General features: G+C 34.5%; 11 protein-coding genes. 4 read left to right on the forward strand and 7 right to left on the reverse strand.

Translation table 11 applies throughout. The features are described from left to right. The first annotated feature begins 221 nt into the window (after positions 1-221). The 3 genes from I130_RS13900 to rlmB all read left to right on the forward strand — a co-directional run bounded on the left by I130_RS13900 (position 222) and on the right by rlmB (position 5,896). Positions 222-3,401 carry a SusC/RagA family TonB-linked outer membrane protein gene (locus tag I130_RS13900; RefSeq protein ID WP_034924452.1) on the forward strand — a complete coding sequence of 1,060 codons (3,180 nt, stop codon included), beginning with the start codon at positions 222-224 and terminating at the stop codon, positions 3,399-3,401. 11 nt (positions 3,402-3,412) lie between these two features. Next, a complete protein-coding gene (locus I130_RS13905; RefSeq protein WP_034924455.1) occupies positions 3,413-4,789 on the forward strand; it encodes a SusD/RagB family nutrient-binding outer membrane lipoprotein in 1,377 nt (458 codons plus the stop codon). A gap of 369 nt (positions 4,790-5,158) precedes the next feature. Continuing rightward, on the forward strand, positions 5,159-5,896 hold the full coding sequence (gene rlmB, locus I130_RS13910; RefSeq protein WP_034924459.1) for a 23S rRNA (guanosine(2251)-2'-O)-methyltransferase RlmB: 738 nt from the start codon (positions 5,159-5,161) through the stop codon (positions 5,894-5,896). 9 nt (positions 5,897-5,905) lie between these two features. On the opposite strand, the gene I130_RS13915 is transcribed toward rlmB, so the two are convergent. After that, the gene (locus I130_RS13915; protein ID WP_316928465.1) at positions 5,906-6,637 is read right to left on the reverse strand and encodes a rhomboid family intramembrane serine protease; all 732 of its coding nucleotides are present in this window, start codon (positions 6,635-6,637) and stop codon (positions 5,906-5,908) included. A 147-nt stretch (positions 6,638-6,784) separates the two neighbouring features. Here I130_RS13915 and I130_RS13920 point away from each other — a divergent pair, with 147 nt between their 5' ends. Beyond that, on the forward strand, positions 6,785-8,059 hold the full coding sequence (locus I130_RS13920) for a replication-associated recombination protein A (protein ID WP_034924461.1): 1,275 nt from the start codon (positions 6,785-6,787) through the stop codon (positions 8,057-8,059). Here the strand turns inward: I130_RS13920 and I130_RS16310 are convergent. The 6 genes from I130_RS16310 to radC are packed head-to-tail and all read right to left on the reverse strand — an operon-like array spanning position 8,056 to position 13,588. Continuing rightward, positions 8,056-8,904: a hypothetical protein gene (locus I130_RS16310; RefSeq protein ID WP_051119722.1), complete on the reverse strand. Its 849-nt coding sequence runs from the start codon at positions 8,902-8,904 to the stop codon at positions 8,056-8,058. The genes I130_RS13920 and I130_RS16310 overlap by 4 nt on opposite strands. Next, positions 8,901-10,310 carry a DUF5723 family protein gene (locus tag I130_RS13930; protein ID WP_232224132.1) on the reverse strand — a complete coding sequence of 470 codons (1,410 nt, stop codon included), beginning with the start codon at positions 10,308-10,310 and terminating at the stop codon, positions 8,901-8,903. Before I130_RS13930 ends, I130_RS16310 begins: the two co-directional genes overlap by 4 nt. 3 nt (positions 10,311-10,313) lie before the next feature. Continuing rightward, a complete protein-coding gene (locus I130_RS13935) occupies positions 10,314-10,865 on the reverse strand; it encodes a hypothetical protein (protein ID WP_034924464.1) in 552 nt (183 codons plus the stop codon). A gap of 46 nt (positions 10,866-10,911) precedes the next feature. Then, positions 10,912-11,601 (reverse strand): YjjG family noncanonical pyrimidine nucleotidase, encoded by a 690-nt coding sequence (locus tag I130_RS13940; protein ID WP_034924467.1) that lies wholly within the window; start codon positions 11,599-11,601, stop codon positions 10,912-10,914. Then, positions 11,588-12,877, reverse strand: a complete 1,290-nt coding sequence (locus I130_RS13945; protein WP_034924469.1) for a DUF7033 domain-containing protein — start codon at positions 12,875-12,877, stop codon at positions 11,588-11,590. The genes I130_RS13940 and I130_RS13945 overlap by 14 nt, the downstream gene beginning before the upstream one ends. A gap of 12 nt (positions 12,878-12,889) precedes the next feature. Further along, a complete protein-coding gene (gene radC / locus I130_RS13950; RefSeq protein WP_034924472.1) occupies positions 12,890-13,588 on the reverse strand; it encodes a RadC family protein in 699 nt (232 codons plus the stop codon). Positions 13,589-13,593 lie beyond the last annotated feature (5 nt).

Here is a 13,593-nt window from a genome sequence, read left to right on the forward strand (position 1 = left end):
AAATGACAAGCCTTCCTCTCTAATAATTTTAAGCTAATTATATAAATCCGAATTCTAATGCGGATAGCCTGAGTTATAAACAAGTTTAAGAGGTATTTACAAGGGTAATTGTTAGAATCAATCTTAAATCATTAAAAGATCCTAAAATTATATTTAGAATTATTTGTTTTATAACTAATCTTTTATCAAATTTAATGCGGCTAATTCAAATAAACTAAAATATGAAATCAAATTTTACGCGATTTATGACGCTTTTACTAGCGTTGATTGTGCAAATGACATTTGCACAAGAACAAACGGTGACCGGTATGGTAACCGATGAAAATGGACTACCTCTACCTGGGGTTAATGTCCTTGTAAAGGCAGGAACAAGAGGTACTCAAACCGATTTTGATGGAAATTACTCTATTCAAGCATTTCAGGAAGATGTATTGGTCTTTTCGTTTATTGGTTTGCTAAAGGCAGAATATCCCGTAGGAAATCGACGAACTATCAATGTAACTTTAAGTCCTGATGGCGCTACTTTAGATGAAGTAGTTGTAACGGCACTTGGGGTAAAAAGCACTCCTCGCTCAGTTAGTTATGCAGTTGAAAATGTTAGTGCAGAGGATATTGAAAATACAGGGGAAACAAACCTTGTGAACTCTTTGGCTTCTAAAGCTGCAGGTGTTAGTGTAGTAAGCGCTTCAGGATCTGTAGGTGCGTCCTCCAACATAAGAATTAGAGGTAATACTTCTATAGGAAGATCCAATAGTCCTTTATTTATAGTTGACGGAGTTCCAATTGATAACTCATCAACAGGTAACGATACTGGTGGAGCAGATAACTCCAACAGGGCAATCGATATAAATCAAAATGACATTGCTTCTATCGATGTATTAAAAGGTACTGCTGCACAAACTTTATATGGTTTAAGAGCTGCAAATGGAGTTATAATTATTACAACAAAAAAAGGTCAAACCGGCGCTCCAAGCGTTTCAGTTTCTTCTTCATTACAATTTAGTGAAGTAAACCAATTACCAGATTTACAAAGGGAGTTCGCTCAAGGTAGACCAGTTGGGGGAGTACCTACTTACCGTGGTCCAGAAACCCGCGAAGGTTTTAGTTGGGGCCCACGTATCTCTTCGTTAGAATATGACGGAGATGATAGTTACCCATATAGTAATTTTGGTAGGTTGGTACCACAAGGTGAGGGAAATGGTATGGCTGCCAATTCATACGATCACTATGACTTCTTTGTGACTGGTGTTCTAGATGACCAAAACGTTTCAGTACGTGGAGGTTCAGAAAAAATAAAGTATTTTCTTTCCGGCGGGAAACTTCATCAAACAGGAATTGCCCCAACAGAAGAATTTGATAGACGCTCATTTAGAGCAGATTTAAGCGCTCAACTTAGAGAAGATTTTGAGATTTCTGCAAGTGGAACTTATGTTACTTCAGGTGGGCGTAGAGTCCAAAGAGGATCTAATGTTTCGGGTATTATGTTAGGGCTTTTAAGATCTACACCTACTTTTGATAATGGGAATGGTCTAGCAGGTCGTCTTGCAGCTGCCACTCCAAGCACTTATCAATTGGAAGATGGAAGCCAGAGAAGTTACCGTGCCGGAGTTTATGACAACCCATATTGGACAGTAGCAAAAAACCCTTCTACAGATGATGTTAAGCGTTTCATTGGAAGATTATCGTTCGATTATAAACCATTAGATTGGGCAACAATAAGAGGAACTCTGGCTTATGATCAATTTTCTGATGTTAGAAAAGCAGGAGTTGATATTAATTCAGCTGGAAATCCTCAAGGTCAAGTAACAGATCTTACTCTTTTTAGTGAAGACATCAATTCACAACTTTTATTCTTAGTGGATAAAAATATTTCAGACAATATAACCTTTAATAGTGTAATTGGATACGACGGTTTCACAACACAAAGTTTAACAAGAGAGTCTATTGGTAATGGTCTAACAATTCCAGGTTTTTACCATGTATCTAACACTGCAAGTCAAGCGGTTGCTGAGGGTGTATCAAGGAAAAAATTAGATGCAGTTTTAGCTGATGCCAAATTTGGTTTTAATGACACTTTCTTTATAAATGGTGCAATTAGAAATGACTGGTCTTCCACTTTACCTGATGACAATAATGATTTTTTATCTTATAGTGCTGGGGGTGCAATTGTGTTTTCAGAATTTGTGGATAATTTAGGGTTCTTTAGTTATGGTAAACTGCGTGGTTCATATGGTAAAACTGGTAATGACGCTCCTATATTTGCTACGACAACCTATTATAATGCTGCACTTTCCGGAGGGGACGGTTTTATTGATGGTAACCAATTTCCTATATTTTCAACCGTTGCATTCGAGAGAGATTCACAATTAGGGAACCCAGATATTCGTCCTGAAGTTACCAAAGAATTTGAAGTTGGAGCCGAACTTAGGTTTTGGGATTCGAGATTTAGAGTAGATGTTACATATTACGAAAAAGAGACTACAGATCAGATTATATCTGTAGACCAACCGGCAGTAACTGGATTCACATCGCGTGTAATAAATGCTGGGGTCATTTCTAACAAAGGTTGGGAAGTTTTAGGATTTCTAAATCCTATTAAGACAGAAAATTTCAATTGGAACATAGATGTTAACTGGACTACTTACGAAAATGTTGTTGAAGAATTAACAGAAAATGTTGAATCTATAACCTTAGCAGGATTTACCTCAACTTCTTCCAGAGTTATTGCAGGAGAACCTTATGGTGTAATTTTTGGCTCTAAATTCGCCAGAAATGATGAAGGACAGGTTCTTATTGGAGATAATGGATTCCCTGTTTTGGATACTGAAGATGGAGTTGTAGGAGATCCTACCCCAGACTGGACGATGGGTATAAGAAACACATTCTCTTATAAAGCTTTTTCCGTATCTGCACTTTTAGATATTAGACAAGGTGGTGATGTATGGTGTGGTACATGTGGTATTATAGATTACTTTGGTACCTCTCAAAAAACTGCGGATCAAAGAGAAATTACAGATTTTGTTTTTGAAGGCGTTAACGAAAACTCAGGAGCACAGAATACTACCGAAGTTGCTTTAGCAAATCCTGAAACTGGTATAAATTCTTTTTACTGGACACGTTATGCTTTTGGTGGAGTTTCTGAAGATAACATTTTTGATTCATCTTGGGTAAGACTAAGAGAAGCTTCTATTTCTTATAGTTTACCGGGTTCTTTATTGGATGCCACCTTTTTAACATCAGGTTCAATTACCGCTTCAGGTAGGAACTTATTTTTAATTACCGACTATCCAGGTATAGATCCTGAAACAAATCTTACAGGTTCAAGTAATGGTATTGGTTTGGACTATTTTAACCAGCCTAATACTAAGAGTTATGCTTTAACAGTAAAACTTAATTTTTAAAATAAACTAAAATGAAAAGCAAAAACATATTTAAGATTTTACTAACAGTATTTTTCAGTTTTGCTGTTATGATCTCCTGTGACTACGATGATGTCAACCAGGATCCCACAAGGCCAGGTGGAGATAGTGTACCACTTGTAGCAATAGTGCCTGCAATGCAAACTCAAACTCACCGGAATATAGATGCCGTACTTGGCAGGTATGCAGGAATTATCATGCAGCAATGGCAAGGTTTTGACGCTCAGCAATTAAATTATACCTCTTATGTTATCGGGGAAAATGATACAGACAATCCATGGGATTTCGGATTGTATACTGGATCTATGAGAGATGCAAACGATATAATTGAAAGAGCAACCAATACAGAAGCGTTTAACACCCGGGGCGTAGCTAAAATATATATGGCAATCAACTTGGGGCTTGCTACTAATGTTTGGGGGGACGTTCCTTATTCGGAAGCTTTTTTAGGTAAAGAGAACTTATCTCCTAAATATGATGATCAGGAAGAACTTTATGGTGTACTTCAAACACTTTTATCTGAAGCCATAGACGATCTTAATGCCGAAGATCCTGCAGGCATCCAAGGTGATTTAATAGGTGGTTCTAACGACCAATGGATCGCTGCTGCACATTCTCTAAAAGCGAGATTTTATATTCAACAAACCAGTGTAAATTCAAATGCTGCACAGTTAGCCTTAGACGAACTAGCCATGGCGGTATCCAGCAATGACGGACAATTGAACTTTCAATTTGAAAATACCCAAAATGGTGGGCATCCCTTAGCTTTGTTTGGTTTCCAAAGACCAAGCACTATGATTATTGATGACTATTTTGCAAATTTAATGATGGATGATCCACGTATGGACAAATACATGTATGAGGATGAAGGTAACTTTTTCTACTTTGATGGAGATAACTCTAATCTTTTCTGGGCACAATTAGATAGTCCCAATCCGGTGATCAGTTATTCAGAAACTAAGTTTATTGAAGCAGAAGCTTTAGCAAGAACCGGTGGGGATGGAACAGAGGCTTTAGAAGAAGCGATAAGAGCTAACATGTCCTATTTAGGCATTGCTTCAACTGAAATTGAGGACTATCTCAGCAGCTTACCTGCTACTAATATTCAAACTATCATTATTGAAAAATATAAAGCCATGTATGGACAAAATCCAATGCAAGTATGGAATGATTATAGAAGAACAGGATTTCCAGATATAGTTCCAAACGCGAACGGAGCAAATGCATTCGATCCTTCAGGTATTGTACCTAGAAGATTGCTTTATCCAATCTCTGAACGTCTTTCAAATCCGATTGAATACGAAGCAGCTATTAACGCTCAAGGAGGTCACTTATTAGATGATGATATTTGGGTTTTTCCTTTGAATTAATCTCAATAATACAGCAAATTTGTTTTAAAGAAACCCGTGATATTTCACGGGTTTTTTTTTTTAGAAACATTTATATCTAAAAATTTACTTCGTGTTTAAGAAAAGGATTTATATTTTTTTTATTAAGAATAGATAACATTACTGATATAATCCTTTAAGAGAAGGGACCAAAAGTTACAGAAGTTAATCAAACATCCTCAGCGCAGCAAACTAGAAATATTGTCTAATAATAGATAAGTTAAATCGTATTCACTGAAACCCTTTTATTTCTTTATTGCAATTGCTCTACTTCCTGATGATTTTTTTTTGATTCTTTATTTGTTTTACTCAAGTGCTTTTTTTGTCTTAGCAAAGTTTATCTTTGCACCTATGGAAGACACTACTACAATTTTTGGAATAAGAACTGTTATTGAAGCTATACAAAGCGAAAAGAATATAGATAAGATTTATATTCAGAAAGGACTTAATAATCCATTATTTCAGGAGTTATTATCAGTTATTGGTAGAAAGGGATTTAATATCTCTTACGTTCCTGTAGAAAAACTTCAAAAACTTACTCAAGGAAATCACCAAGGCGTTGTAGCCAAAATATCTCCTATAGAATTTCCAGATATGGAGGAAGTTGTACAACGAGTATTAGAAAACACTACTGCCACTCCCCTATTTTTACTTTTAGATCAGATCACAGATGCCAGAAACTTTGGTGCGATCATTAGAACTGCGGAATGTTGTGGAGTTCACGCAATCATTATTCAAGACAAAGGTGGAGCACCAGTAAATGCAGATACTGTAAAAACTTCAGCTGGAGCGGTATTTAATATACCTATATGTAAAGTGAATCATATTAAAGATGCTATTTACTACCTGCAAGGCTCTGGCGTGAATGTAGTAGCCGCAACAGAGAAAAGCGATCAATCCATTTACGAAACAGAACTAAATAAACCCACTGCCTTAGTAATGGGTAGTGAAGGGAGAGGAATTAACCCCTCTGTTCTCAAGATCGTAAACGATAAAGCAAAATTACCTATGTTTGGAAGCATTGGTTCTTTAAATGTATCTGTAGCTTGTGGTGCTTTTTTATATGAAATCGTTAGACAACGTTCATAAGGCTAATTTCTAATCTTCCTTGTTTTCTTTAAATACATAATTATAGGTGGGATTCAGATCATCTAGGTTCTCTTCGATCTTTTCAATGAAATTCCCCTTTGAATCAAAATGGCTCATAAAAAGATCACTTTGTGGATCATAATCTTCTTTCTCCCATTCATATTTAGGCTTGATCACTATATTTTGTTTAAATACAAATGCCAATAAAAGTCCTACAACTAACCCAGATAAATGCCCTTCCCAAGAAATTTTTGGATCTACAGGAACGATAAACCATAGCATACCTCCATATAGAAAAACCACGATTAAAGAAAGTGCGATCAATCTATAGTATTTGGAAAGGATTCCTTTAAAGAATAAAAAGGAGGCTAATAAGTAGATAACTCCACTAGCTCCTATATGGTTAGCTGGCCTACCAATCATCCAAGTGAAAAATCCAGTTAGAAGTAATCCTACTACAAGTACTTTCCAACTAATTGTTCTGTAGAAAAAGAACAGTGCTGTTGTCAAGATGAAAAGCGGAATGGTATTATGAAAAAGGTGTTTAATGTCTGAGTGAATAAATGGTGAAAAAAGAATTCCTCTCAAGCCTTTTACGGTTCTCGGCTGAATACCAAAATGATTAAAATCAAACCCAAAGCGGATCTCAAACCAAAATACAATCCATAAAACTAAAACGAATAAGATTGGGTAGGCTATGACTCCTGTCGAAAAAATAAATGGTTCTCTTTGTTTCAACATAGGTCTAATTTATAATTTAATCTTGAATAGCTAAGCTTTGAAGTTGAATTCAATAGCAAAAGCTATGCACAACTATGCAAATTGTCATTTTGTCAACAGTATCTTAAATTTTAGAAACAGTCATTCCTGATTTCCTACCTTTGTAAGATGAATGAACCTCTTGCAGAACGATTAAGACCCAAAAAACTTAGCGATTATTTAAGTCAGCAACATTTAGTAGGAAAAAATGGAGCACTTACGCAGCAGTTAAAACAAGGGATGATCCCATCTCTTATTTTATGGGGTCCTCCTGGAGTTGGCAAAACCACTCTTGCCAATATAATAGCTACTGAAAGCGAAAGGCCTTTTTACACCCTGAGTGCGATAAATAGCGGAGTTAAGGATATAAGAGACGTAATAGACCGTGCAAAAAAAGGGGAAGGACTTTTCACTACTAAAAACCCTATTTTATTTATAGATGAAATTCACAGATTTAGTAAATCTCAGCAAGATTCATTACTTGGAGCGGTAGAAAAAGGTTGGGTTACTTTAATTGGTGCTACCACAGAAAATCCAAGTTTCGAGGTTATATCTGCATTGCTTTCTAGATGTCAGGTTTATGTTCTAAAAGCTTTTGAAAATGAAGATCTTATTGCCTTATTGCATCGGGCAATGAAGGAAGATCCAGAAATAAAAAAAAAGAATATAATTCTTACCGAAACTGAAGCCCTATTGCGTTTAAGCGGAGGAGATGCACGAAAACTATTAAACATTTTTGAGCTATTAGTAAATTCAGTAGATGAACCTATAGAGATCACTAATGCACTTGTTCTTGAGAAGGTCCAGCAAAATACCGTGCTATATGACAAGACGGGAGAACAGCATTACGATATTGTTTCAGCTTTTATAAAATCTATACGTGGTAGCGATCCAAACGGAGCAGTATATTGGCTAGCAAGAATGATAGAAGGTGGTGAAGATGTAAAATTCATTGCGAGAAGGTTACTGATAGCTGCAAGTGAAGACATTGGAAATGCAAACCCAACTGCATTGATCATGGCAAATAACACATTTCAGGCAGTTAGCACTATTGGTTTTCCAGAATCTCGTATTATTTTAAGTCAGTGCGCGATCTATTTAGCAACTTCCCCAAAAAGTAATGCATCTTACGCAGCAATTAATGCAGCACAAAGCCTCGTAAAAGAAACTGGCAACTTATCTGTTCCCTTATCTATTAGAAATGCTCCCACCAAATTGATGAAAGATCTGGGTTATGGAGACAATTACAAATATGCTCACAATTATGAAAATAATTTTGCTGAAGCAGAATTTCTCCCTGATGAAATTAAAAATACCATGTTCTATCAACCTGGAAACAATCAGCGAGAAAATGCACAACGAGAGTTCCTAAAAAAGCGCTGGACAAACAAATACAATTATTAATTTTTAAGTTTGTATGTTTTGATTGAAGTGGAATTATCTTGAGCGTTTAAAATCTCTACGACTAAATTCTCATTATTATCAAAATATGCGATTCCGTGACTTTGAATAGTGGAATAAATTAAATAATTTGAGTTTTCAGTTTTTATAAGTTTTGCGAATGGCTCTTCTATTTGTTTCAGAAATAATTGATACCCAAACTCAGTATTCAGAATATAGAATTCCGCATCACCTGAAACATAAATATTTACCTCTTTGTTAGCAGGAACCCTTTTCTCTGCTGTTAAAATCTCTTCTTTCACAGCTTGAGGAATAGCCGTTAAAATCACTTCCTCTTTCTTCTGTAACCTTTCTTCTTCAGGAATCTGAATGCCGTTTTTAACTTGCATATTACTTTCTACAGATTCACTTTTTACTGAATTCTGATCGTAACTATAGTTAACCTCCTCAAATGATAAAAAAGCATCTCGAAGTGCTTCCTGAAATGCCTTCTTATATTCCTTCTCTCTGCTAATTCCCTCCTTAGAAACAAAAACTTCCTGATTTGCACAGTTGGACAATACAACCTTGAGTTTAGTTTGAAACAATCCGCCATCCTCAAGAATAGATGCCTTTAAAACATTACAAGGACTCATGGATAAGTCTGAAGGTTTTATTTCATTTTCCATAAACACATTAAACCCATATTTTTCAAATAAAAACTTTGTAAGTTGATTCATTTGATATTGATTTGATTCCTTTAAAAAATCAAATTTTTCGGGTACAGATATATATTTATAGGTATTTAAATTCTGTCCTAAACTGGTAAATCCAACTAATAGCGTGAAAATTAAAAAGATATTTCTCATTGTTTTTTGAATATAAATTGCATTCCCAATTGTAGGGAAGCACTTTGTGATTTTGCAAGATTAAAATATCCAGCTAAGTTATCTGCTGCAATATAAAAATTAAACTTCTTAATTTTCGTTGAAACTAATAAACCTATATTATAATATGAAAAGTCATCTACAGTATAAGAAATTTTTGCTCGAAAATTGTTAGAAAACTTCCTGTCATAATATGTGGTTAAAGCATAATTCATAGTTCTTGGTCTTTTTACTCCAAAAAGGTGAACACCTATTAGATTATAGTTTCTCCTCTTATAAGTTCTCCTATAATCACAAATCTCAACCATTTCCTCAAACCCAAATTCTAAAGCTGCATTAAATTTAACGGGTCTCCAGGTGGTATAATTCTCATTAACAGTTTCATCCTTTAAATTTTTGTCTACCTCATCTTCAAAAAGATCCCAATAAGGAATCGTATTGTCATTAGGAGCAACATCTGGAAACAAAGGTTCTATACCGTCTGTCTCATAATCTCCATAATACAAATAGTTCTCTACATCGTGCTGCTGAAACATGATTCCAATATCTAGCACAGATCCTGTAATTCTAAGATTATCGGCTAAGTTATAGGTGGCTCCAAGATCTATCCCAGCACCAATATTACCACCAAAAAAGGAACGTTTTAAAAGATCTGCTGTAGATTCCTGAACTGTCATTCCAGAATTATTTAAGGAAGCATAGCCAGAGGTATTAACCCTAATATCTATGTTTTCTGCATAATGTCTATAGAAATTAGGAGAATTTGGATCGTCTCTCGTTATAAATCTACCAGAATTGTTTGTACTAGCTACATTAAAAATCCCCGAATATAATTTCCCTCTAGCGCCCACAGTTAATTTATTACTTATTCTTTTATTAATTCCTAAATGATAAACAGTCATGATCTCCCCCGTAAACGATACATCCGAAAAGTCAAAAGGAACATTCAAATAAGCATTGTTACCTTCATTTACTAGGAGTGCAGGATCTTTAGGAAAATAGGCGAACATATCCATTTCTTGATAAACTCCTGCAGAAAGATATTGACCATTATTAAGTCTCCAACCAAAAGAAAGAATTTCCAATTGCTGATGGAGTGTGAAATAATCATTTCTAGTTAATCTTCTAATAGCAGCACTTACTTTCTTATTGACATCCACATTGGTTTCATCAAAAATATCGAATAAATTTACACCAGAGGAACCGGTTGAAATATGGAATTTAGAGAACAAAGGAACTCCAATATGCCCATCGAAATTCACATTAGCGCCAGGATTATTAAGCAATGATTGGGGCAAGCCATTTACATTATATAACAACTGCTTATTTTGGGCCTGACTTATTAAAATTCCAAAAAGTATAATTGCGAAAGAAAAGTAGGGTCTCATGCGCTAGAATTCAAATGAAAAAAGGCCTTTGGATTCAAATTTCAATTCACCTTCAAAGGGATTTTCATTTGGTATTACCTCTATTTCCACCACCATTTGAATGGATCTTTTTATTACATCAATCCTTTCATTTTCTATGAATTCTACCCAATCTGTAACTACCGGATTCACCTTTTCTCCTTGTGCAATGTCAAATTGTAAAAAATGTTGCACCCTATCATTTTCAGAAAGAAAAGAGATCTTATTTCTAAACGATTGTGGAAATGAATTTGTGTATCTAAAGCTAAATTCTACGGTACTTAGGTCATCCTGAATATAACTATCATCTAAAAATTCTAATCGAACAGTATCACGAATTATTGCCGTAAATTCTCCGGTGTCTTTATCTATAAAATCCACGCTGGTTACATCAAAAACTAACAAACTAACTTGAAGGTCTGGTGTAAGCGCAATTTCTTCTGTTTGATCTAGATCTACTCCTTTTACACAAGAAAGCATAACCGCGCAAAAAAGCAGTAGCAAAATGGGGGTTTTAAGAAGTTTTACAAAAGACATTAGGGGAGTATTCTTTTAGTGAAACGAATATATAATTTCTTTATTGCTATAAATACAAACGCAACTCATTTAACTTTTGAATTTGAATCACTTGCATACTTTCATTTTTACCATAATAATCAAAAAACACAGCTTGTAAGCCCGCATTCTTAGCTCCTTCTATATCAGCTTCATAACTATCCCCAATCATAATTGAATTATCTGGGGTGGCATTGGCTTTTTGTAGTGCCATTTCAAATATTTGAAAATGAGGTTTTTTAACGCCAGCTTCTTCAGAAGTTGTAATGGTATCAAAAAAGTCTAATATTTGAGAATTTTGCATTTTATTATGCTGAATTTCTTCAAACCCATTAGTTATAATATGCAATTTGTATTGCGGCTTCAAATAATCTAAAATTTCTATTGTATCTTCAAGTAAATGATTAAAACTAGGCAACACACTAATATATCGATTTGATAGGTTATCAATAACTACGTCTGAAACTTCTATTTTCAATGATTTAAAACTATCACGAAGCCTGCCAACCCGAAGCACCTCTTTGGAAACCAAATTATTTCTATATCGCGCCCAATAGTCTACATTTATAGGCACATAGGCATCTAAAAAATCCTGAACTTCAATACCTATACATTCTTCCTTGAAAATCACATCGAAGGTTAATGCTGAATTTTTATCGAAATCCCAAAGGGTATGATCAAGATCAAAATAAACATGTTTTATATTATTGAATTTCATGTATTTGCTTTAATAATGAATAATGAAAATTATAATTGGCATATTCAGAGAAATCCCTGTTTTTAAAGATAGTAAGCATATTCCCTTTTACTTGCTTTAATTCCTTTACGATTTTAAGAACAATTTCCTGAAGTTCATTTGCATCATAAATACGAGTTACTTGAGAATGAAAAACATAAGGATGAACTTTTAGTGGCGTTGTTATTTCCAAATTGATATCGTAAAACAAAAAAGGCAAACTCGTTCCTGCTCTAAATCCAATTGTTTCAGGATACCCCATAGAATAGTCATTAGGAATTTCTAGTTCATTCAAAAAACCGTAGTGCTCTGGCAGCAATAAATTATATTTTGTATTTATTACATTTTGCAATGGACCATGAATAATGTTTTCGAATCGTTTCTTTTCAACTTTTAAAGCTTCAATATCAGATATTGCGAAAAACCCTAGTCTAAGACCAACAATAGAATAATCTGCTACGTATTTAATGATTTCACGATAGTTTAACCGATTATGATTTATATTTCTATCATACGCATTAAAGTTGCTAAGCTGAAACATGAACTTTAAATTAATCTTATGTTTTTTTACTAAGAATATTAGGTCATCAAAAACATTGTATGGATCTTTTTTAATTCTGAGCAATACCTTGAAGCGATCTCTAATTCTGCTGAATTTCAATTTTGTTAGGTCTGCAACAATTCCCGAAAAGCTTCTAAGCAGACCTTTATTTTTGAAATTAAAAACGTGACTAACTGAAATTAAAGAAGAGGATTGGTATTTTCCTTTTGAAAAAGAAATTTCCGGAAACTTATTAAAAAGCAAATTGGAAAAATTCTGAATCCAAATATCAATTACCGGAGAATCTAGAAATCCCTCTTTAGAGGCTAAACTTTCTAATGCTGGAAATCTTCCATAACTATCTTTAACATGAGGTAAATATTCCTCATATCTAGAAAGTAAATAAAAGGAAGCTGCAAAAACATCAAATGGAAGGTCGCTATTTTCGGAAACAGAGAAAAAACACTTAGAATTATCCCAATCTTGCACTTTTATCTCTACATCACTAAAACCTTGTTCTAATAATAGATCTACATTTTGAAAAAACATCTCATTCCCTAATCTCTTTTTTCCATAGGAAAATTTCATTCCATCATACGCGATGAATTCTTCAATTTTTGAAGTGAATTTAATATCTATCCCTAAAACGCGAGTGCAAATATGCTTAAATGCGTAGGTAATTCTGGGAGTTACTTTTTGAGTATAAATTAAAAGCATTGTAAATGGGAGTTACATCAATCCTTCGTCGGCAAAGCTAAAATAGGACTTTTCAGTAACAATAAGGTGATCTAGAATTTTAATATCCATACTTTCCGCGGCCGTTTTAAGCTTAAGAGTTAATTGTTTATCTGCATCACTTGGATTTAAATTTCCTGAAGGATGATTATGAGCAAGAATTAAAGAAACCGCTCCAAGTTCTAAAGCTTTGCGTAAAGTTATACGAACATCAACCAAGGTTCCAGTGATCCCGCCTTTACTTATCTGGAATTGCTCGATAATCTTATTTGCATTATTTAAATATAAGATCCAAAATTCTTCATGAGCTAGATCTCCAAGTATTGGTTGCAAAACTTCGAAAACCGAATTACTAGAGGTAACCTTCACATTTTCTAATGCTTCTTCAGAACGTCTTCTCCTACCCAACTCCATGGCAGCAATAATGGAAATTGCTTTGGCCTCTCCAATTCCTTTAAATTGCATTAGTTGAGAAACAGATTGCTTACCCAATATGTTCAGGTTATTTAGATTTTTTGAAAGGATCTTTTTTGAAAGCTCCACAGCACTCTCGTCCCTATTCCCAGAACCTATAAGTATTGCAATTAGCTCTGCATCTGTTAAAGAAAGTCTGCCCTTTTGAAGCAATTTTTCCCGAGGCCTATCATCTGTTGCCCAATTTTTTATTGTGAAAGGAATTTTATCGCTATTCATGGATT

The organism is Gillisia sp. CAL575, from assembly GCF_000403785.1.
Lineage (GTDB): Bacteria > Bacteroidota > Bacteroidia > Flavobacteriales > Flavobacteriaceae > Gillisia.